A 21,388-nucleotide genomic window follows, 5' to 3' on the forward strand; every position below is an offset into this window, starting at 1 on the left:
GATGCGGCCGCTAGCCCATATCCAACTAACGGAGCTCGAAGTCTTTAGCGGCGACGTTTTCGGGGTAGATGGTGACCATCTTCTTGTCGGAATACTGCATGAGGAAGGTCATGGCTCGTTCGTTTTGGCCCTTATCGTCGAACTTCACGCCGAAGTAGGAGGCGGTTCCGCCTGGAGCGATGTCGACTTTACGGGCAACCTCGAGAAATTCCTCGCCGTCGAGGGGGTCCGTCATCTTGGAGAGAACCTCTTGGAACAAGGTCATGGCACCCACGTAACCAATGGTTGCGTGCACGAGCGGGGCGCGATCGAACTTGGATTCGTAGCGCTCAACGAATTCCGAGTATGAGGGTGTCGGATTCTCGGGGAGCAGGTCGTCCTGAATGCCGATGGGTGCACCGTCCATCGCCACGATCCCGTTGACGCGGTCACCCAGCGCGTTGACGATATCCGGTGTTGTGTAGCCCGCGCCGTAACCGAGAACGACTGCCGGATCGAAGCCGAGTTCTGCGGACTGGTTCATGAGGAGGATCGCATCATTAACGTAAGCGGCGGAGTACAGGACTTCCACTTGCGAGGTTTTCAGGTTCTGTACCACCGAGGAAAGGTCCGACGTCGTGGCGGTATAAGGCTGTTCCGCGACAACGTTCCATCCGTTCTCATCCGCGATTTTCTTGAAGGATGCCGCAGAGGAAACACCGAACGCGCTGTCTTCATGGGCAATTCCGATCTTCACCTCGGACATATCCTTGCCCATGGCCTTGGAAATCGTATTTTGGAAGAAATCGGCAGTCATCGCGCTGGTCTGTGGCTGGGACGCAGTGCCGCTCGTGCGGAATAGGTATTCAAGGCCACGGTCAGTGATCTCATCGGCGGCACCACCGGTCTCCCAGTAGGGCTTCTTATTCCGGTTGGCGACCTCGGAGGCCGGGATAGCTATACCGGATGAATACGAGCCCATAATTGCGGCGACGGAAGCATCAGTACTCAGCTTGGTCGCTACGCTCACGGCATCTTCCGGGCTTGGGGCGTCCGAAGTCACGAACTCGACATCGCGACCGTTCACACCGCCCGCCTCGTTGAAGAGCTCTTGGGCTACGAGATACCCGTTGTTCATCTCATTGCCGAGGGCCGAGAGGTTGCCAGTCAGCGGAAGAACCACGCCAACCTTTATCGCTCCGCTAACATTCGCACTACCTGAGCCGCCACATGCGCTTAATACGAGGGCCGCAGCGAGCGCGGTAGCACCGACCAAGAAAGGTCGCCTGTTGAATGGCTTCATGCCAAACTCCGATCATCTTCGTTGATTTTCGTGAGGTCCACCGGCCGAACACCGACGTTGACATTCAGCTTCCGGTCGTGTGATGCGGAGCACAATAGCTGGTTCATGAAATCCCATAAGCTTGGATCACGTGTCCCACTGAGTGATACTTGAGGTTCCTGGGGGAACCGGAGGACGTAACTTGTCAACACCACTGACTGGCTTTGGACGCACCATTGCGCTCTATAATCTCGTTGCTGAGGAGGGTCCGGTCACTATCACGGAGATCGTCGGCGGGCTCAATGTTCCGCGAAGTACCGCGTATCGGCTGGTTAGCTCGCTATTGGACGAGTCGATCCTGTACCGAAAGGCCAGTGGCGAGATTGATCTGCATCCGAGTCACATGGCTAAGGCCCGCAGGTCCATCGACCGCCTCACCTTCCGTCAGCAAGCACTACCTGCGCTGCTGAAGCTTCGCACTTCGACGAACCTCGCTGTATTGCTGTCCGTCCAGCACGAGGATATGGCGCTATGTCTCGCGCGCATGGAGGGTACTTCGTACCACGCCGGTGGAATGGAGGAGGGTGCACATCTCCCACTGAACGCCGGCGCGGCCCCTCGGGTCTTGCTCGCATATTCGGGGGAAGCGTTCATCGAGAAGTGGTTCTCCCGAGCGGCAAGGGGTTCCTCAGCCCAACATGTGACGCACAGAACTCTCGTCGATTTGGAGATTATCCGACGACGCCTCTCGGTTACCCGATCTCGAGGCTTCGAGCTCAGCACCGACGATTCCCACCTCGGATTATCGTCGATTGCCGTGCCGGTACTCAGCACTACGGGTGGATGCGTCGCTGCCCTCACCTGCGCAGGTGAGACACACTTGGTGATGCGCCAGGAAAAGGTGGATGTAATCGTCGAAGCGTTACAGAAAGCTGCGTCCCAAATCGCCGCCGACATGCGTGAACGAGGCTCTGCGGGGAACCCACCTTGGCTCTACTGATAAATAGACGTACGAGCAACTGCTCGCGCGTCGCATTTCTATTAGGTGCCCTCGCCACGAGTGATGGAGTTGTGACAGTAGTGAGGGCTCCACGCTTCGAAAAGTGCGAAATACTTGATCCCAAATCCGAAACGTAGCGCAGGAAGGGGCACTCGCGCGCTTTATGCTTGAAGATTAAACTAAAGCATGTATCGTTGAAGGTAGAAGCAAAGCGCTCTCCCTGACCACCTCTGCCCCAGGAGTCGATCCACGAATGACCACCACACTGCGCGACGTCCGTTCAACCGGCTGGACCACTACCGAAACGCCCGCCGCGGTCGTGCTCTTTCTGCACGGCTTCGGATCCAACGAACAGGACCTCAGCGGGCTGGCCCCAGCCCTCGGGTTCGACCTGCCCTGGGCCTCGCTGCGCGCACCGCTCGAACTGGGCAACGGCGGCGCGGCCTGGTTCGAGATCACCACCCCCGGCGCCCCGGATGCTGCTCCGGTGGAGGCTGCCACCGCCGCCATCTGGGCCTGGATCGAGGCAAACGTCGACCCGGCCACCCGCATCATTCCCATCGGCTTCTCCCAGGGCGGGCTCATGGCCAGCCAGCTGCTGCGCACCCGCCCCGAGCGCGTTATTGCCCCGGTGATCCTCGGCGGATTCGTCCTCGGTGCGACCCAGCCTGGCGACGAGGATCTGCGCGAAAACCTTCCGGCCGTGTTCTGGGGCCGTGGCTCCGAGGATCGGGTCATTGCCCCGCTCGCGATCACCCGCACCACCGAATTCCTTCCGGCCCATTCCGCTCTCGTTGAGAAGGTCTACCCGGGACTGGCCCACGGCATCAACGCCGCCGAGCTCGATGACGTCCGCGACTTCATCACCGCCCACATCGGTGCCGAGGTCATCTGAAGCGCATGAATGCTACTAGCCCGTTCGAGATAGGGATCTTCACCTTCGGTGAGCTCACCCGCGATGCCGCCGGCAAGCCCATCGACGCAGCCACGCGCATGCGCGACATCCTTGAATGGGCCCGCGTGGCGGACGAGGCCGGACTTGACGTCTTTGGCGTGGGGGAGCACCACCGCGAGGACTTCGCCGTCTCCTCCCCGCCGGTCGTCCTGGCGGCCGCCGCCGCGCAGACCAAGAACATCCGCCTGACCAGCACGGTCACTGTGCTCTCCAGTGCAGACCCGGTGCGCGTCTTCGAGGACTTCGCGACGCTGGACCTGATCAGCCAGGGTCGTGCGGAGCTCACCGCCGGACGCGGAGCCTACCTGGAGTCCTTCCCGCTCTTCGGCCAGGACCTGCAGCGCTACGACGAGTATTTCGACGACCGGCTTGAGCTCCTACTGAAGATCCGTGACGAAAACCCTGTCACGTTCAACGGCAGTACCCGCCCGCCGCTGCACGAGGCGGGTGTCTTCCCGCGCCCGGTCCAGGACTCACTGCCGATCTGGGCCGCGGTGGGCGGAACCCCGGCCTCGGCCGTGCGCGCCGGAAAGCTGGGGCTTCCGCTGTACCTGGCCATCCTCGGCGACCCGCCGCGCTTCGCACCTCTTGCCGAGCTATACCGCCGTTCCGCCGCGGCCGCGGGCCGGGAGCCTGGGCAGATCGGAGTGACCTCGCATTTCTATGTCGAGGAAACCTCGCAGGGAGCCAAGGACACGTTCTTCCCGCATTATGCCTCGTACATCGGCCAGAACATGCCCCGGGCCGGCCGCCTGGACCGGGCAGCCTTCGAGGCCTGGGCCAGCCCGCGCGGTGCCCTGTTCGCCGGCAGCCCCGCCGAAATCGTGGAGAAGATCCTCTGGGAGCACGAGATCCTGGGACACACCCGCTTCCTCGCCCAAGTGGGCTTGGGCGGTTTGTCGCAGGCACAGACGCTGCGCTCCATCGAACTGCTGGCCACTCAAGTGCTGCCCGCCGTACGGGCGGCGCTGAAAAACTAACTTTCACCAAGAAGGCCGGCCCGCGATCGCGGGCCGGCCTTCTTGGCGCCTAGTCCACGCGCGAGGGATCCAGTTCGTCGGGGACGCTTTCGGGTTCCGCTTCAACGGCCTTCCGCGAGCCGGGCAGCAGGAACAGGCTGGCGGCGGCGAGGAAGCAGAGAACTGCGGCGGTGATCCAGGCGATCAGGTAGCTGCCCGAGAGGTCGCGGCCGATCCCCGCGGTGAGTGCGCCCACGCCGGCGCCGACCATGTGGAAGGCGAAGACCCAGCCGAAGACCACTGCCGCCCGCACCGGGCCGAAGTATTGCCGGCACAGCACGACGGTGGGCGGGACGGTGGCCACCCAGTCCAGTCCGTAGAACAGGATGAAGATCCAGAGCACCGGCTCCACCGTGGGACCGAGCAGCGAGTGGACGGTCAGCAGCGATGCCCCGCGCAACCCGTAGTAGAAGACCAGCAGCAGCCACGGGCGCACCCGATCGGTCAGCCAGCCCGAGGCGATGGTGCCGATGATGTCGAAGACGCCGATCAATGCCAGGAGCCCTGACGCGGTGGTTGCCGGCATGCCGTGGTCGTGGGATGCGGGAATGAAGTGCGTCTGGATCAGCCCGTTCGTCGACCAGCCGCAGATCCAGAACGTGAAGGCCAGAATCCAGAAGGCCCGGAACCGCATGGCGTGGCGAAGCACCCCCAGGGTCTCGGCCATGGCGTTGCCGGCGGGACGCGCCTTGGCCGTTGCCGTCGCTGCGTTCGCATCGGCGGAGGCTCCGTAGGCCGTGGTCTTCGCCTCGGCCGGGCTGTTGGCGAACGGCCAGAACAGCAGGGGAACGATCGCCAGCGCAAATCCCGCCACCAGCAGCGAGGCGGTGCGCCAGCCGTGGAGTCCGGTGAGATGCACGATGGTGGGCAGGAAGATCAGCTGGCCGCAGGCGTTGGCAGCGGAGAAGATTCCCATTACCAGGCCTCGCCGCGCCGCGAACCAGCGGTTCGCCACCACCGCCCCGAACACCAGGGCAATGGCACCGGTGCCGATTCCCACCAGCCCGCCCCACAGGAGCCAGAGCTGCCACACCTCGGACACGAAGACCGCCAGCCCTGCACCGGCCGAGACCAGGCCCAAGGCCAGGGCGGCAACGAAGCGCATCGAGAACCGCTCCAGCAGCGTCGCCGCGAACGGCGCCACCAATCCATAGACCACGAGATTGATGGTCACCGCAGTGGAGAGCTGCGAGCGCGTCCATCCGAATTCGGATTCCAGCGGCTCGAAGAACGCGCCGGTGGTGGAACGGAAGGCGGCGGCCGCCACGAGGGCGAGTACCGTCACCGCGGCCACAAGCCAGGCGCGGTGGATACGAGGCGTTTTTCGCGGCACCGTGTTGCGGACGGGATCGGCGGGCGATGAGGGCAGTGTCAAGGGCTTGGCTTTCTGGCAAGGGAAGGACTGATCCAACGGTTGCACATCCAGGTCAGTTGGTCGAAGTATGTCACGCGATTCCCGTGGAAACGGATCGTGGGGTGGGCTCCGGTCTACAGACTCCGGCTGATGGTGCGACGTCGAAGACGGCGGGAAATCTGGGACAGAATCTCCGCCTTACAGGTAACTAATGGCAAGCATAGAAGGAATCCGGCGAAATGTGCTTGCCAAATCTCGCCCGCTACCCGAGTCTCAGGGAAGAAAATACCTGCCTCCATCCGTTCCAGGGCGAGAATATCGCCGACCGGCCTGAGTCTGCACCACATGCCCCTCCCGAGCCGTCGCCGAATAGGTCGAAACCCATGTCAGTGCGGTTTTGGCGTCGCATTGTCGTCACGATTGGGTCCCGCGCGCCGTTCGTCTCGCATCCGGGGCCGCTTGGCGCTTGTGACGACGGTCACCCATTGACCGGTGCGGGGACGCTCGGCAAGCGTGGGTCTTGCACTCGCACTGCACAAGACCAAAGAAGGTATAAAAATGGACATCACACGTGATTTGGGCGAGGTTGCAAAGACGCCGCTGCGCCGCCGTACATTCCTGGGAGGCGTTGCCGCACTGGGGGCCGCCGGAGTCGTCGGCGGGGGAGTCTTCGCCTCAGCAACCGGGGCCAATCCCGCAGCTGCCGCCTCGGCGGTGCCGGAAGCCGACAAGGATGCGCTCGACCTGCTCCAGCGCATGCTCCGCTTCGACACACAGAACTTCGGTCAGGGCGCCGACACCCGGCCGCATGCCGAGATGCTCAAGGCCGTGTGGGAGAACGCGGGCATTCCCGTGGAAATCATCGACACCCCGCAACCGAACAACGTCCATCTGATTGCGCGCATCCCCGGAACAGGCACCGAGAAACCATTGCTCATCCTCGGCCACTCCGACGTCGTGCCGGTGGAACGGGAAAACTGGACCGTGGACCCGTTTTCCGGCGAGGTGCATGACGGCGAGGTTTACGGGCGTGGGGCCCTGGACATGAAGGGCGCCAACTCGGCCACCATCAGTGCACTGCTGCGGCACATCTCCGAAGGCGCCACGTTCGACCGGGACATCATCGTGCTCACCGATTGCGACGAGGAGGCCGGATCCTTCGGCTCGCGGTGGCTGGCCGCCAACCACTGGGACAAGCTGGACGCCGGTATGGTGCTGACCGAGGGCGGCTGGTTCCTGGCGCAGAAGGACAAGACCACCCCGATGCTCATCACCGCCACCCGGCAGGACAAGGTCTACTTCAACCTGGATCTGACCGCTGGCGGGACAGCGACCCACTCCTCAAAGCCCAACCCCGACTCCGCCATCGTCGCGCTCTCCCGCGCGGTGGCCGAACTCGGCGATTGGCAGGCGCCGGTCCACCTCACGGAGGTGACCCGCGAGTACTTCTCCGCCCTTGCCAAGGCCTCGGAGGACGCCGGATTCAAGCGTGCCGTCGAATTGCTGCTCTCTGCCCGCAGCCAGAACGCCCGCGAGCGCGCGGCCCGCGTCATGGTGTCCAAGTCCAGCTACCCGTGGCTGCACAGCGCCCTGTTGCGGACCACCCACGCCTTCGTCATTGAGGACGCGGGTTACAAGGAGAACGTGATTCCGTCCTCGGCCCACGTACGCATCAACTGCCGGGCAATACCCGGCGGGCAGAAGCCGCGCGAGTTCCTGGAGCAGGTGCGCGAGATGATGGCCGCACGCGACGTGGAGGTGGCGCTGGCCGTGACCGAGGGAGTGAGCGAGGAGGAAACGCTGGCCGAGCTCGACAAGACCTGGGCCACGCCGCCGGCGGACATCGACACCCCGCTGTTCAAGGCCTTGGGCGAAGCGGCGGAGGAGACCTACCCGGATGCGGCCTTCGCCCCGGCGCTCTTCGAGGCCGGCACCTCCCTGGCCCCGTGGCGGGCCCGCGGCATCCCCGGCTACGGCGTCTACCCCTACGTGCTGGACAACGACCAGCTCGTCGGAATGCACGGCAACGACGAGCGCATCTACGTCGAGGCGCTGCGCCAGGGCAGCGACTACATGTACAAGGTGTTCGCCCGCTTCCGCAACTGAGGGTTGCACCGGCCGACTAAGTCGGTTTGGGCACCCGCCGAACAACGATGAGAGGGCTGGGATCGGATTCCGATCCCAGCCCTCTCGAGTGGTGGATAGCTCGAGCCTAATTCGTTTCGGGCCAATATCCTGGGCTACGCGGCAGCCGCTTCCAGTCGCCTTCGCTAAAGCAGGATACTGAGTGGGTTCTCCAGCAACTCCTTGAACTTGGTCATGAGCCGCGCCGCCACTGCACCATCGATGACACGGTGGTCAGCTGAAAGCGTGCAAGTCATGACGGTGGCGATTGCCAATTCGTCGTTGATCACCACCGCGCGCTTCTCCGCCGCGCCGATCGCCAGGATGCCGGACTGCGGCGGGTTGAGGATTGCTGAGAATGCCTTGGTCCCGAACATCCCCAGGTTGCTGACAGTGAAAGTTCCGCCTGCGATCTCGTCTGGGCGGATCTTGTTCTCCCGGGCACGAGTGACGAAGTCGGCAATCGTGGCGCTAATTGTGCTAATGGACAGCGCATGGGCACCCCTGACGATTGGGGTGACCAGACCTCCGTCGGTGGCAATTGCCACCGAGATATCGGAATCCTCGTGGCGCGCGATACTGTCGCCGGCAAAGGCAACATTGGCCTCGGGAACCTGCTGCAACGCCAAGGAAATCGCGCGAACGGCAAGGTCGTTGACGGTGATTTTTCGGTTGGCACTGGCGTTGGCTTGCCTGCGCAAATCCAGCAGCTTGTCCAAATGGACATCCACGCTCAGGTAGAAGTGCGGAACCGTCGTCTTGGACTCCGTGAGGCGCCGGGCGATTGCCTGGCGCATCCGGGACATTGGGGCCAGCTCAATACCAGGCACCGGCCGCTCCTCGGAGGACTTCCTCGCCGACGGTGGGCTCGGCATGGCTTCCTGGTTTAGCACCATGTCAACTTCGCCTGCGTCTCGTATGGCGCGTTCCACATCGGAACGCAAGACGCGACCGTTCGGTCCGTTCCCGGTTACTGCAGCCACATCGATTCCGTTTTCCTTGGCGAGCCGTCGTGCCAGGGGCGAGGCGAACAGGCGAGGCGCGTCGGAGACGTCCAAGGTGGTCTCGCTCCCGTCGGCGTTGTCTGCGCCAGCCGCAGGTGCCGCGGTTTCCCTGCCGTCCGATTCGGAACCTTGGAGACCGCCGTCACCAAGGACCGCAGTGATGTCGTCCTCGTTATCGCCCGCCGCTGCGATGACGGCGATGGGGGATCCGACCACCACCAGCGCGCCGGCATCGACGAGCAAACGCGCCACGCGCCCGGTGGCCTCTGATTCCAGCTCGACCGTGGCCTTCTCGGTTTCCACGTCGGCGAGCGGGGTTCCGGTCCCTATTTCGGTTCCGATTTCCACGAGCCAGGTCGCCAATACCGCGTCCGTGGCATCCGCGACAATCGCGGGCATGGTGATGAGTGTTGCCATGGGATTCCTCCTTTCCTGGGGATTGCTAACCGCGGCCGAGATTTCGGGCGGCGGCCTGGATGCCTGCGGTGACTTCGTTGTGCCCGGCTATTGCCGCATGCTCAAGGACCTTCGAAATGCTCGGTGAGGACTCGGCGCCCGTGACGCGCTGCACGGGCTGGTCCAGGTGGTCAAAGTACCTGCGCTGGATCTCATCGGATAGCCAAGCGCCGTAGCCCGTGCCTGAAGCGCCCTGCTCGGCGATAATGACATTGTTGGTCTTCTTGACCGATTCTCCGATGGTGTCCCAGTCGATGCTGGCGCGGTCCAGCCATCGCAGGTCGATGACCTCCGCGTCGAGCGTGGCCCCTGCAGCAGCTTCGAGGGCCGGGGCGACCATGCCCAGATAGGTCAGGATCGTGACGTCCTTACCTTGGCGACGGACGGCAGCCTTGCCCACGGGCAGACGGTAGTCAAAGTCGTTGACGGGTCCGGTACCAGTGGAGGTGTACAGATCCGTATGTTCGAGCACCACCACCGGGTCGTTGAGGTCCAGGGCCGTGTTCATGAGTCCTACATAATCGTATGGCGTGGATGCCGCGACGATGCGCCACCCGGGTTGCGTGGCAAAGACGCCCGCTGGATCCATGGAATGTTGGGACCCGTAGCCCGTGCCCATCGCCACCTTAGAGCGCAAAACCACCGGCATGCTGCATTGGCCGCCGAACATGTGGCGGGCCTTGCCAATTTGATTGAACAGCTGATCTGCAGCCACCCACATGAAATCCGCATACATGAATTCGACGATTGGCTTGAACCTGCCGTCCATAGCCATGCCCCCTGCCAGCCCGGTGAACGCATTTTCGGAGATCGGTGTGCCAAGGACCCTTGTGGGGTGGGCTGCCTTCAAACCGCGGGTCGCACCATTGGTCCCGCCCTTGAGTCGGTGCACATCCTCGCCCATCACGACGATTGACTCATCCCTATCCATGCGTTGCTGCAATACGTCGGCAATGACGTCGATGAACTTGCGCTCGGCGAGTTCCCCGGAGAAATCCTTTTGTTCCGTGATTCCGTCATGGGACAACTCGGATAGGTCACCGCGGATGCCGACATCCACGAAACCAGGCTGGGGCCAGAGCTCGGGACGGATGCGGCGCTTGCCGTTCTTCCCTGCCGGATCGATTTCTGTTAGGGCTGAAACTGCAGCGGCACAGGCGGCCTTGACTGCCTTGGTCATGGAATCGATGGATTCCTGGTCGATATGGCCTAGTCGGATCATTTCCTGCCTCGTGCGAAGTATCGGATCCCGATCCCGCCAGGACCTTTCTTCGTCTTTGGTCCTGTAGCCGAAGGCGCTTCCCGGGAAGGGGCCGTTTTGGTGGAAGAAGCGATAAACCTCTGCTTCGATGAGGGTCGGCCCGTGACCCGCACGCATGTGCTCGGCTGCGGCTTCTGTGGCCAAATGCACAGCTAACGGATCCATGCCGTCCACTCGCCATGAGGCGATGCCGAAGCCGGGCCCACGAGCAGAGAGCCGCGCTTCTCCGGTAACTTCCGAGACATGCGTGGAGACGGCATAGAGGTTGTTCTCAATGAAGAAACACAACGGCAGCTTCCATGCAGCAGCGAGATTCATTGTTTCAAGGGTGGAGCCGATATTGGAGGCGCCGTCGCCGAAGTAGGTGAGGGTCAGGTCGGTGGAATCCGAATTCGGATCGGTATGCTTCTGTGCCCACGCGTTGCCTGCCGCCAACGGCACTCCGCCTCCAACAATGGCGTTGGTTCCAAGCGCGCCGGCCTCTAGCCATTGCAGGTGCATGGAGCCGCCCCGTCCGCCACTGAATCCTTGTTCAAGTCCGAGGATTTCGGCAAGGGTTCGTTGGAGGAGGTGTTGGACTTGAGGGGTGACTGGAGATTGCGCGGCCATGGCGCCACCGGTTGAACTGGATAGGAACGCCAAGGACTTCGCAAGGAACTGGTGATGCCCGCGGTGCGTTCCGTTGACGCCGTCGCCAGGGCGCAGTGAAACTGCGGATCCGACAGCACCGCCCTCTTGGCCAATGCTCGAATGCGCAGGGCCATGGACAAGGCCTTCTGAGGCCAATTCCAGGACGGATTCCTCGAAGGATCGAATGATCTGCATCTGAACCAACATGGTCTCAAGCAACTTGGGATCGGCGCCCGCCCAGTCGTCGGGGGAGGTGCGCAGCTCAATCCACTGCGCCGTTGGTTCAAGTGAAGTTGTTTCAGCCATGGGTTTCTCTCCGTGGGCGGAAGTTCCAAACATTGCGCCCCAAAAGTGGCGCAAGTTACGTGAACGGCGTCACGATGATCCCACGCTAGGGCTAAATTGGATCCAATGCAAGCGCAACAGTTGACATATCTAGCTAATTGACCCGGATTGGCTCTAAGGTTGGATACAAGTTGGTTTGGAGTGAATCAACTGAATCCAAATGTCAAAGGAGCAACAGAGTGAGTCCTTCATCACGGGTAGCGGCAATCACAGGGGGCGCATCCGGCATTGGCTTTGCCTTCGCCAAGCGTTGGGTGGAAGCCGGCGGCGTTGCTGTCTTGCTGGACATGGACATTGACCACTTGCGCGTTGCCGTCGAAGCCATTGGCAGCGACGCGCGTGGAATATGGATCGATGTGACCAGCCGCGTGAGTGTCGACGACGCTTTCAGCGACATCACCGCCACCGAACGCAGATTGGATGTCTTGGTAAATTGTGCGGGCATCGCCGACCCGAGCCCCAGCCATGAGGTTAGCGATGAATCCTTTAACCGCATGCTCGACATACACGTCACGGGATCCATGCGCTGTGCCAGGGCTGCATACCCGCTACTCGTAAATTCCGAGGCAGCGAGCATCGTCAACCTTGGGTCCGTAGCGACCTACGCCGGCATGCCCCAACGAGCCAGCTATACAGCGGCCAAAGCGGGCATCGGGGGACTGACGCGAACACTCGCTGCTGAATGGGCCGAGCTCGGAATCCGAGTTAACGCCGTCGGTCCCGGATATGTACGTACAAAGTTGACAGACAGCCTCGTGGCTGAAGGAAAACTAGTCGATGGGCCGATCAGGGCTCGGACGCCGATGGGCCGATTTGCGGAACCCGAGGAAATTGCCGACGCCATGCATTTCTTGGCCGGAGAGACCTCCACCTACATCACTGGTCACATGCTGATGGCCGATGGCGGGATGAGCATAGACGGGTCGTGGTACTAATGAATGCACGATTCGACTTCACAGGCAAGACACTTCTCCTCACTGGCGCGACAGGAGGAATCGGTCGACAGATTGCCGCGTTGTTCCACCAAAGTGGCGCCAACATCATTCTCATGGATCTTGATGCCGCTCAGTTGGAATCCGTCAGGGCCCAGCTGGCGGTGCGTGTGGTGGCGGTCGCGGGAGACGCAACGGCCAGTGAAGCCATCCAGGAGGCGTTGCGCCTGGGTTCAGCGTCTTTTGGCGAAGGCATAGATTTCGTGGTTCCCGCCGCCGGAATTTATCCCGAAAGCTCGATCTTAGATACTGGCGAGGACCTCTGGCGCAAAGTCATGTCCATCAATCTTGACGGCGTGTACCGTCTCCTTCAAGCGTCAATTCCACGGATGAACGATGGCGGTGCGATTGTCAACTTCGCTTCCGTAGCAGGACATCGGGGAAGCAAGAATCACGGCCACTATGCTGCGTCGAAGGGCGCCATTCTTGCGTTGACCCGGAGCCTCGCCCACGAGGTGGGGCCAAAACTGCGAGTGAACGCCGTATCGCCGGGAACCATCCGTACACCAATGGTTGAGTCCTTGGTAGCGGCCAAGGGAGCCGCGATGCTGTCCGAGACGCCCTTGGCGCGTTACGGTGAGGCAGCCGAAGTGGCTTCCGTCGTTGCGTTTCTGTGCTCGGACGCTGCAAGTTTCATGACGGGAGAAGCCCTGCATGTGAACGGTGGGCTCTTCATGGCGGGCTAACCCGCTTCGTAGACAATCGAAGTTTACAGAAATCAGAATGTCATCTATTTCCAATTTCCATTTCTTTCCATGGAGCCCCAAGAAACAAACTGGGCAGCTAAATGTAATGCGGCAGAACGCGGACCGGTCCTCCAATCATTGCCGATCAAAATATCGATCTTTGCGAGTCGGCGGACCAGGGTATTGATGTGTATAAAGAGCGCCTCAGCAGTGCGCTTTTGCTGCTGACCGTACTGAAAAAATGTTGCCAAAGTCGTGAGCAGTTCAGTTCCGTGCGTTTGATCATGTCTACGCAAAGTACCTACTGTGAACTCCATGAAGGCTTCATAGTCCTGTTCGCGGTCTGGATCAATGATCATTGAGTAGGGTGCCAACTCATCCAGGTTCAGGACCGGAGACTTCAAACCCATTCTCTCGGAAACGGCCAATGCGCGAGCTAGTCGGGTTGCGAGACGGGCAGGGGACGCCTCGAAGCTGAAGGGGGCGGCTACGACCTGCATTCGTTCTCCAGCCCGTCCTTCAAAGATCTCTCGAACATGGCCTGCAAATTCCATGGTGTCTTTCGCCGCACTCAACACGAATATTTGGCCCATGTATTCGCCTGTCAGAAGCGGGTAACCTTCGTATTCTTCAGGTGCAGAACGGATAGGGGCTACCGTTCCATCCCATCGTGCGGCAACTAGCGTTGTCATTCTCTCAAGCGAAATTCGTTGGGCGTTTGCATGTGCAACAGTTTCGGCCCCGACGGCTCCGGATGAGGATAAAATTTCTGTGAGCAGGTTTGATCTCATCTTCTTCCAAGCGTCCGAAGCTGCGTTGCGCTGCAATAGATACAAGCCAAGTGCCTTTGCGGCGTACTCAACTGTTGATTGTTTGGAAACCTCGAGAGGTCTGGCGCTCTCCACCTGCAGTAGACCAAACTCATCTATGTTGATGGGGATAGCCGTAATTGTCAGGTACTTAGTACCGCCATTGCTCGCAGGTGCTCCGGCGCTTTCGCCATGCAATGCAACTTCCACTATTTGTGCTCTGCCTAGGCGACGCGAACGGGCTAGGGCATCCATCACTTGCGGCATGCGGCTGTGATCCAAGGATCCGCTTTCTGGAGGCCACATTCCCAAAAAACCGGCCGAATACCCGTCGGCGAATACGTTACCTTCAACATGAGCCGACAAGGTGGCTAGAATATCCGTTGCTTCACCCCCTGCCAAGAGCAGGTCAGTGATGGCTGTGTGTACCCGATCGGATTCGTTGCCTTGCTCGATACGACGCGTCGCCGCCTCATGGTCTCGCCGCATTTCGTCGAGCTTTTCCTCCATTTGACGCCGTTCCTTAGCTTGCACCAAGGCTTCCGAAGCTAGGTCGGCAAAAGTGGAAAACATGGCGACTTCTTCAGGCGAAAATGTTCGAGAGGTACGATTTCCGGCAAACAGGACCCCGAAAAAATCGTTGCCGGCTTTCATCGGCACTCCAAGAAGGGCGACTATCCCTTCTCGTTCAAGAATCACGTCGGTCTCCGCGGAATGTTTAAAGCGCACGTCTTCAAGGTAATTGGTGGTCCATACTGGCGCTTGGGTCGCTTCCACCTTGCCGCCTATGCCTTCATGCGGGGCGAGTCTGTTTTGGATGTAGGCGGCATCGAGGATGCCATGGGCAACATGCATGACCTGCCCGTGTTCTTCGAAGAGACTGACGTAGACAACGTCAGTTGCCATCAGCATGTAAGCGTGCTTCACCACGGCGTGGAACATCCCGTCCGGATCACGAAATGTTAGAAGCTGCCGAATCGAATCGTACAGCGGCAAAAAATCCCGGCCATGGGGGATCTCTATCCTTGAAGGTTCCATGTTGCTCATAATCGACCATGCCAATCTATTCATCGTTCTCAAGGATCGAAGTGTGGTGAACACACCGCCATCGGCAGCATGTGTGGCGGAATCACACCTCCCAAGTGACAAGGATCACCTATAGCCTTGAATTTATGCAAATCTCACTTACTGGAATCCACAATGAGCCGCGCTTACCGGCTACTGCTGCAGAAATGCCCATCTCTGCAGTGGAAGGAATAAATGTCGCGGTGATCGGCGGGGGTCTCATGGGACACGCAATCGCCGGGCTGCATGCGGCTGCCGGCGCCCAAGTCACTGTGCTGGAGTCGGACGCCGAGTCCAGACGCTCGATGCATGGACGTATTCACGCCAGCTTCACTCCTTTAGGCTCGGCCGATCGAGCCGTTGCAAACACCAGTGTCACCAGCGATAGTGGACGGGCCCTGTCCGGTAGCCACATCGTCATCGAAGCAGCTGTTGAAAAGATCGCCGTCAAGAATGACCTGGTTCGACTGGCATCACGATTCGCCCCCGAATCCATCTTCGCAACCAACACCTCGGCAATCAGGATCTCCGATATTGCTGAGAGCCACGCTAATCCCGAGCTCGTCGTAGGCACCCACTACTTCAATCCACCGCACCTTATACCGCTGGTAGAAGTTGTCCCCGGTCAACGAACTTCACCGAATACGGTGCAAAAAATAGCCGCATACCTTCGGTTAATCGACAAGATTCCCGCGGTTCTTTCGTCGGACCCCCCTGGGTTTGTCGCAAACCGAATCCAGCACGCAATGTGGCGTGAAGCGCTGGCGCTGCTCGAAGCCGGTGTTGCTGATGCCGAAACCATTGACTTGATTGTCCGCAATAGCTTTGGCCCGCGACTAACCGTCATGGGACCAATAGAGAACGCCGATTATGTGGGATTGGACCTCACCGAATCGATCCACTCCTACCTTTTCCCCCATCTTTCCTCAACAACGTCACCCTCCGCTGAAGTCTTGAATGCGGTGGCACGCGGAAAACTGGGCCGTAAAACGGGTCAAGGAATAACCACGTGGACCGAGCAACGCGCGCAACAGGCAACTGAACGGCTAGCTAGTCATCTCATCACCACTTTTTCCTCAAGAAAGGGCTGAACTTCGTGCAAGCTCCACAAGTATCACCGCAAGCTATCGAAGCGCCGTCACGAGAGACCATGCGGCGGGTCTTCATCAAGCTCCTGCCCCTACTCTGCATTGTTTATGTTCTGTGTTTCCTCGATCGCACCAACATCGGCATGGCGAAGGAACGGCTGGAACTCGATGTCGGAATTTCTGCAGCCGCTTACGGACTTGGCGCCGGGTTGTTCTTCCTTGCCTATGCATCGCTGGAAATTCCCTCGAACCTCATCATCCACAAGGTTGGGGCGCGAGCCTGGATCACCAGGATCATGTTGACGTGGGGCCTTATTTCCATGGGAATGGCTTTCGTCCAAGGCGAGTTGTCTTTCTACATTCTCCGAATACTTCTCGGAGCGGCCGAAGCCGGCCTTTACCCGGGAATCCTGTATTTCCTCACGCTGTGGTTCCCACATCAGGACCGAGCCCGTGCCCAAGCCTTGTTCCTCCTTGGGGCACCCATCGCCGTCATCTTTGGCGCTCCGCTCAGCGGAGCGCTCATGCAAATGGACGGTGTAGGGGGCTTGCACGGCTGGCAGTGGATGTTCCTGATCGAAGGACTGCCTACTGTCCTGCTTGCCTTCTATGTGTGGAAAGTTCTCCCTGATCGACCCACAAAAGCAAAGTGGTTGGACCCTCAAACCGCACGTAGCTTGGAAGATTTTGTGGCCAGGCAAAACGAGGAAGGCGCGTCGAGTTCCGGAAACCACAATTTCAAGGCGGCGCTCAAGGACCGTCAAATCCTGATAGTCGCAGCGCTGTATTTCACCAACCAGATTTCGTTATATGCCGTGGCGTATTTTCTGCCATCAATTATGGCGAAAGCTGGGGATTTCACGTCTTTCCAGATCGGATTGTTGGTTTCGGTGCCGTGGATCTTCGCTGCTGCCGGCATGCTTCTCGTTGCGCGTTGGGCCAAGCAACACAATTCAGACCGGCTCTGGATCATCACTGCGACTCTCGGAATGGCCATAGGGCTCAGCGTTGCCGCCGCAGGTCCACCATGGATCGCCTTTGCTGGCTTCTGCCTCATGGGATTGTGCATGCTGGCACCCCAACCACTACTTTTCACACACGTCAGCAAGCGTTTGAGCGGCGTCACCGTTGCGGCAGGCCTTGCATTCATCAACACACTAGGACTGCTTGGCGGATTCTTCGGCCCCAACGCCATGGGCCTGGCGGAACAAACCACCGGTGCTACGACAGCCGGACTCTGGCTCCTCGCTGGACTGTGTGTCGTCGGTGTCGTCCTGGGAGCATTGCTCACCAAATCATCAGCGGGCAAAGACGAATTCCGCACGGACCCACAATTGCAGAAAGACGCCCGACCATGAAAATTGACCACACCGGGAAACGGATTCTGATTACCGGAGGTGCCAGCGGCATCGGCCACGCCATAGCCAAAGCGTTCGCCGACCTGGGCGCTCAAGTGTATGTGACCGACGTCAGCATCGAAGCCGTCAAGGCAGCTCGCAACGATGGCATGCACGCCTCGGTCGCCGACGCCTCGCGTGAAAGCGATGTCGTCGAACTGGTAGGTGCCGTCAACAAAACCATGGGCGGCCTCGACATCCTAATTAACAACGCAGGCATTCCAGGCCCAACAGCAAATATCGAAGACATCCTCACCGACGACTTCGAACAGACCATGCGAGTCAGCCTCTACGGTACCTGGATGCACAGTAAGCACTTCATGCCGAACTTACGACAATCCGCAGAACATGGCAACGAACCATCAATCATCACCATGGCTTCCATCGCCGGAATCCGTGGAGCCCCGCAACGCACTCCCTATGTTTCAGCAAAATGGGCGATTGTCGGGCTGACCAAGGCTCTTGCTCGGGAATTGGGACCCGACGGCATCCGGGTCAATGCAATCGCGCCGGGGATCATTGAGGGACCCCGCATCGACGGGGTCATAGAACGGAAGGCCGTGGCCATCGGAAGACCGATCGCCGACGTACGCGCCGAGTATGTTGGCCAGGCGGACCTCGGAAGGATGCCGGAAGGACAAGACATTGCAAATATGTGCGCCTTTGTCACTTCCTCGCTCGGACGCAACATCCATGGTCAAGTCCTATCCGTTGACGGCCATATTGATCGAATCATGTAGTGAACAAGAACAAGTTAGGACCAACCATGCCAAAGCGTAAAGTCATCATCTCGTGCGCCGTGACCGGATCCATCCACACCCCCAGCATGTCCCCGTACCTCCCGGTCACCGCCGAAGAGATCTCCCAAGCAGCGCTAGAGGCTGCGCAAGCCGGTGCAGCAATTGTGCATCTTCATACCCGTGACCCCAAGGACGGGCGGCCATCGCAAGATCCCGCCCTCTACGAACCATTCCTCAAAAAAATCAACGCATCCAGCGACGTGATTATCAACATTACGACCGGCGGTTCAACTGCGATGCCCGTCGAAGAACGTATCCGCCCGGCAATGGAATTCCAACCAGAACTTGCCTCCCTGAACATGGGATCAATGAACTTTGCCACGTTCCCCATGCTCCAAAGGTTCACCGAATTTGAACACGCGTGGGAGCGCGACTACTTGGAAAACAGCCGCGACGTCATTTTCAAGAACACGTTCAAGGACATCGAGCACATCCTTAGCGAAGGGGGCAGGAACGGGACCCGCTTCGAATATGAATGCTACGACATAGGACACCTATATAGCCTGTCTCACTTCTTCCGTGAAGGGCTCGCTACCGCCCCCCTGCTGATCCAATCGGTGATGGGAATCCTCGGCGGCATCGGAACCCACCCGGAGGACCTTGCCCATATGCGCCGCACCGCCGATCGCCTCTTCGGCGATGCATACGAATGGTCCGTCGTCGGTGCCGGCCGCCATCAGATGCCACTGGCCACCTTAGTGGCAGCCCAAGGCGGACACGTTCGCGTGGGACTCGAGGACTCGCTTTGGCTCGGTCCAGGCCAGCTAGCCAATTCATCAGCACAGCAGGTCATTCAAATACGAAAGATACTGGAAGGACTCGGGCTCGAAGTAGCTACCCCCGACGAAGCCCGCGAGATGCTAAAGCTCAAGGGCAGAGGGAACGTCGGCTTTTAGAGCCAGAGTGGTCCAAAAATGAACTCAAATATGATAGCTCGCGTGGACTCTTTGGCCGCGTGAGCTATCTTATTCGATCCGCTTGAATCGCTCTACGATTCCAAAGCTGGAAGTAGATCGTCGTTGTAAGACGGAACATACCTTTGTGGACAGAAAGTCGCGGGATGATGGGGTCAGCTCGAGACGTCTGGTCTACGGCCAACATAGCAGCCCCGTTGGTGTGTTGATTATGAGCGGCTCTGGGGACCTTGTCCTATCGGTGGGGTGACGCGTGGTGCGAACATGAAGAAACTTCTAGAAACATGACTGCTCGTCGCCATGATACCTACGGCAAATGGGTCGGAGCCATGAAACCAGAAGTTTGTGGCCCGCGTGGTCGCTGCACAGGCCTCGTTTCGTCGTTGCACTGTTGATTGCAGATTCCATGCCCTTGGAGGAATCCCGTGGGATGGATGGGTTAGAAGCGGGTCCGGACTATATCCGGGGGTCCCAAAGAAGAGTTTGTGCCCCTGGCTCGTAGGCCTTTCCGGCTGGGTATGAGACTAGCTCAAACTGCATTCCCCAGGGAGAAAGGAAATACACCCAGCGTTGTCCCGCGCTCGCACCGGAACTATTCGTGGCGTCGCCGAGGACCTCTACCTTTTGGTCTTTGAGGTAGTTAATCGCTTCATCGATATCATCGACGTAGAAGGCAATGTGGTGCCCGCCGATGTCGCTGTTTTTCGGTTGGATGGATCGCTGGTCCGGCGACGAGTAGTGAAAGACTTCGAAGTTTGCCCCATTGAAGCAACGATAAAAGCGAATCTCGTGAATGACGGCCTCGTCATGGATGTTCAGGTGGGAACTCATCCACCTGCCACTTGGTTGCATCGGGCCCAACGAATAGACATGATCACAGCCCAAGAGGTTCACGAAAAATTCGTGCGCTTCATCCATATCGGGAACGGTGAACCCGATATGATCCGTACCTCGCAGCCCGGGCAGGCCTCGTTCTTTGAACATATGGCACCTCCATGTCGAATTTGGATCCAATATAGCCCATTGTTGACCCTGGAAACGACACTTCGCGATAGAATGATTGCATTAGGATCCAATCACCTTGTTCGAAGCTGGACGAACGAAAGGTCCGGACGAGTGTCCGGATCCTCAAACCATGAAATCGAGTGCCCAGTGGCATTGGATGAGACATTATGAAAGCTGCGGGGTCAATTAACGCGGATTCTGAGGCCGTCTGAACGGGCCTAGTTTCAGTACGTTATGTAGCCCGACAGTCCAGGCTGATTGGAAGCTGAATCGCATCAACGAAGCGCGCCACAAGGAGAACCATGAACCGTTCGAAGAACAACAATGCCGACGTAAGCGGACGCCGGATTGCCGATGAGATGCGGGATTCGATTTTGCAGGGAGAATTGCAGCCCGGAACCCGGATGGGCCAAGAGATGCTTGCAGAGAGGTTCAAGGCCAGCCGCATGCCCGTTAGGGAGGCACTTCGTCAACTAGAGTCCGAAGGCTTGGTCACAATCATTCCACATAGCGGCGCATGGGTGGCCAAGATGGATCCATTCGAGTTTGACCAAACTTATAAGCTTCGCGAAGCGGTTGAACCACTGGCAATTCGCGAGAGCATTCCGCATTTGGACGATGAACGGAAGCAGCGAATCGTGGACCTTGCGCACGAGATAAAGGAAATCGCGACTTCCGAAGAATCTATTGACGTGGAGCGCTTCCTGGATCTGGATAGGCAATTTCACCTGCTGACTTATTCCGGGGTGCGCTCGCAGTATCTCAATGAAGTGGTTCAGCGTTTGTGGAACACAACGCAGCACTATCGCCGGGTGCTGATGACATCTCTTCCGACCGAACAGCTTGAGGCGACGAACGCCGACCATTTCTTGATTGCCGACAGCGTCAGACGCGGTGATGCCGATGCGGCAGCCACGCTGGTGAAACTTCACATTCGTCGTACGCGCAGCAATTTGCCGACCATCGCCGCGACGACCTAATTGGATCCTAAAGTAATAATTCTTCCCTTCTTGGTGTTCGCGGCTTTTCGCAAAGTGTCCTATCGGCACCTGAGATAAGTACCGCGAATTCAATCTTCTCGGCAATTCTGGCCGTTCTTCGGTCTAATCTAGTCCGCGTGGGATTGGGCGCTTCACAGGCAGCTTCCGTCACTTTGGATACAATCGGGTTGACGTGGGTCACACAGTGTGGTTATCTATCTCTCATTGGATCCAAATTCCAAC

The 21,388-nt window shown here is 59.2% G+C and carries 17 protein-coding genes; 11 read left to right on the forward strand and 6 right to left on the reverse strand.

Annotated elements, in window-relative coordinates; genetic code table 11:
- Positions 1-25: 25 nt before the first annotated feature.
- The gene (locus tag Q2T94_RS10145; RefSeq protein ID WP_302264076.1) at positions 26-1,282 is read right to left on the reverse strand and encodes an ABC transporter substrate-binding protein; all 1,257 of its coding nucleotides are present in this window, start codon (positions 1,280-1,282) and stop codon (positions 26-28) included.
- 181 nt (positions 1,283-1,463) lie between these two features.
- Here Q2T94_RS10145 and Q2T94_RS10150 point away from each other — a divergent pair, with 181 nt between their 5' ends.
- From Q2T94_RS10150 to Q2T94_RS10160, 3 genes are all read left to right on the forward strand, one after another.
- Positions 1,464-2,261 carry an IclR family transcriptional regulator gene (locus Q2T94_RS10150; protein ID WP_302264078.1) on the forward strand — a complete coding sequence of 266 codons (798 nt, stop codon included), beginning with the start codon at positions 1,464-1,466 and terminating at the stop codon, positions 2,259-2,261.
- A 253-nt stretch (positions 2,262-2,514) separates the two neighbouring features.
- Positions 2,515-3,156 (forward strand): alpha/beta hydrolase, encoded by a 642-nt coding sequence (locus Q2T94_RS10155; RefSeq protein WP_302264080.1) that lies wholly within the window; start codon positions 2,515-2,517, stop codon positions 3,154-3,156.
- A 5-nt stretch (positions 3,157-3,161) separates the two neighbouring features.
- Complete coding sequence (locus Q2T94_RS10160; RefSeq protein ID WP_302264082.1) at positions 3,162-4,196, forward strand: LLM class flavin-dependent oxidoreductase; 1,035 nt, start codon at positions 3,162-3,164, stop codon at positions 4,194-4,196.
- A gap of 49 nt (positions 4,197-4,245) precedes the next feature.
- Here Q2T94_RS10160 and Q2T94_RS10165 read toward each other — a convergent pair whose 3' ends face one another.
- Complete coding sequence (locus tag Q2T94_RS10165) at positions 4,246-5,610, reverse strand: MFS transporter (RefSeq protein WP_302264084.1); 1,365 nt, start codon at positions 5,608-5,610, stop codon at positions 4,246-4,248.
- 537 nt (positions 5,611-6,147) lie between these two features.
- Here Q2T94_RS10165 and Q2T94_RS10170 point away from each other — a divergent pair.
- Positions 6,148-7,695, forward strand: coding sequence for a M20/M25/M40 family metallo-hydrolase (locus Q2T94_RS10170; protein ID WP_302264086.1), 1,548 nt, complete (start codon positions 6,148-6,150; stop codon positions 7,693-7,695).
- A 164-nt stretch (positions 7,696-7,859) separates the two neighbouring features.
- On the opposite strand, the gene Q2T94_RS10175 is transcribed toward Q2T94_RS10170, so the two are convergent.
- Together Q2T94_RS10175 and Q2T94_RS10180 are read right to left on the reverse strand one after the other, a co-directional pair.
- The gene (locus tag Q2T94_RS10175) at positions 7,860-9,134 is read right to left on the reverse strand and encodes a dihydrolipoamide acetyltransferase family protein (RefSeq protein WP_302264088.1); all 1,275 of its coding nucleotides are present in this window, start codon (positions 9,132-9,134) and stop codon (positions 7,860-7,862) included.
- A gap of 25 nt (positions 9,135-9,159) precedes the next feature.
- Positions 9,160-11,370, reverse strand: a complete 2,211-nt coding sequence (locus Q2T94_RS10180; RefSeq protein ID WP_302264090.1) for an alpha-ketoacid dehydrogenase subunit alpha/beta — start codon at positions 11,368-11,370, stop codon at positions 9,160-9,162.
- 218 nt (positions 11,371-11,588) lie between these two features.
- Between Q2T94_RS10180 and Q2T94_RS10185 the strand changes: the two genes are divergently transcribed.
- On the forward strand, positions 11,589-12,344 hold the full coding sequence (locus tag Q2T94_RS10185) for an SDR family NAD(P)-dependent oxidoreductase (protein ID WP_302264092.1): 756 nt from the start codon (positions 11,589-11,591) through the stop codon (positions 12,342-12,344).
- Complete coding sequence (locus Q2T94_RS10190) at positions 12,344-13,087, forward strand: SDR family NAD(P)-dependent oxidoreductase (protein ID WP_302264094.1); 744 nt, start codon at positions 12,344-12,346, stop codon at positions 13,085-13,087. The genes Q2T94_RS10185 and Q2T94_RS10190 overlap by 1 nt, the downstream gene beginning before the upstream one ends.
- 44 nt (positions 13,088-13,131) lie before the next feature.
- Here Q2T94_RS10190 and Q2T94_RS10195 read toward each other — a convergent pair whose 3' ends face one another.
- Positions 13,132-14,943 carry a helix-turn-helix domain-containing protein gene (locus Q2T94_RS10195; RefSeq protein WP_302264096.1) on the reverse strand — a complete coding sequence of 604 codons (1,812 nt, stop codon included), beginning with the start codon at positions 14,941-14,943 and terminating at the stop codon, positions 13,132-13,134.
- Positions 14,944-15,038: 95 nt separating this feature from the next.
- Here Q2T94_RS10195 and Q2T94_RS10200 point away from each other — a divergent pair, with 95 nt between their 5' ends.
- Genes Q2T94_RS10200 through kce form a run of 4 tightly spaced genes read left to right on the forward strand, consistent with a single transcriptional unit; the run spans position 15,039 to position 19,142 of the window.
- Positions 15,039-16,052 (forward strand): 3-hydroxyacyl-CoA dehydrogenase family protein, encoded by a 1,014-nt coding sequence (locus Q2T94_RS10200; protein ID WP_302264098.1) that lies wholly within the window; start codon positions 15,039-15,041, stop codon positions 16,050-16,052.
- Positions 16,053-16,057: 5 nt separating this feature from the next.
- Positions 16,058-17,407, forward strand: coding sequence for an MFS transporter (locus Q2T94_RS10205; RefSeq protein ID WP_302264100.1), 1,350 nt, complete (start codon positions 16,058-16,060; stop codon positions 17,405-17,407).
- Positions 17,404-18,186 (forward strand): SDR family oxidoreductase, encoded by a 783-nt coding sequence (locus Q2T94_RS10210; protein WP_302264102.1) that lies wholly within the window; start codon positions 17,404-17,406, stop codon positions 18,184-18,186. The genes Q2T94_RS10205 and Q2T94_RS10210 overlap by 4 nt, the downstream gene beginning before the upstream one ends.
- Positions 18,186-19,142: a 3,5-dioxohexanoate:acetyl-CoA acetone transferase gene (gene kce, locus Q2T94_RS10215; protein WP_302264104.1), complete on the forward strand. Its 957-nt coding sequence runs from the start codon at positions 18,186-18,188 to the stop codon at positions 19,140-19,142. The genes Q2T94_RS10210 and kce overlap by 1 nt, the downstream gene beginning before the upstream one ends.
- Before the next feature lie 474 nt (positions 19,143-19,616).
- On the opposite strand, the gene Q2T94_RS10220 is transcribed toward kce, so the two are convergent.
- Positions 19,617-20,144, reverse strand: a complete 528-nt coding sequence (locus tag Q2T94_RS10220; protein WP_302264106.1) for a VOC family protein — start codon at positions 20,142-20,144, stop codon at positions 19,617-19,619.
- A 323-nt stretch (positions 20,145-20,467) separates the two neighbouring features.
- On the opposite strand from Q2T94_RS10220, the gene Q2T94_RS10225 reads away from it, so the two are divergent.
- Positions 20,468-21,145 carry a GntR family transcriptional regulator gene (locus Q2T94_RS10225; RefSeq protein ID WP_302264107.1) on the forward strand — a complete coding sequence of 226 codons (678 nt, stop codon included), beginning with the start codon at positions 20,468-20,470 and terminating at the stop codon, positions 21,143-21,145.
- The last annotated feature ends 243 nt before the right edge of the window (positions 21,146-21,388 follow it).

Origin of the sequence: Paeniglutamicibacter sulfureus, from assembly GCF_030512175.1 — a bacterium.
Lineage (GTDB): Bacteria > Actinomycetota > Actinomycetes > Actinomycetales > Micrococcaceae > Paeniglutamicibacter > Paeniglutamicibacter sulfureus.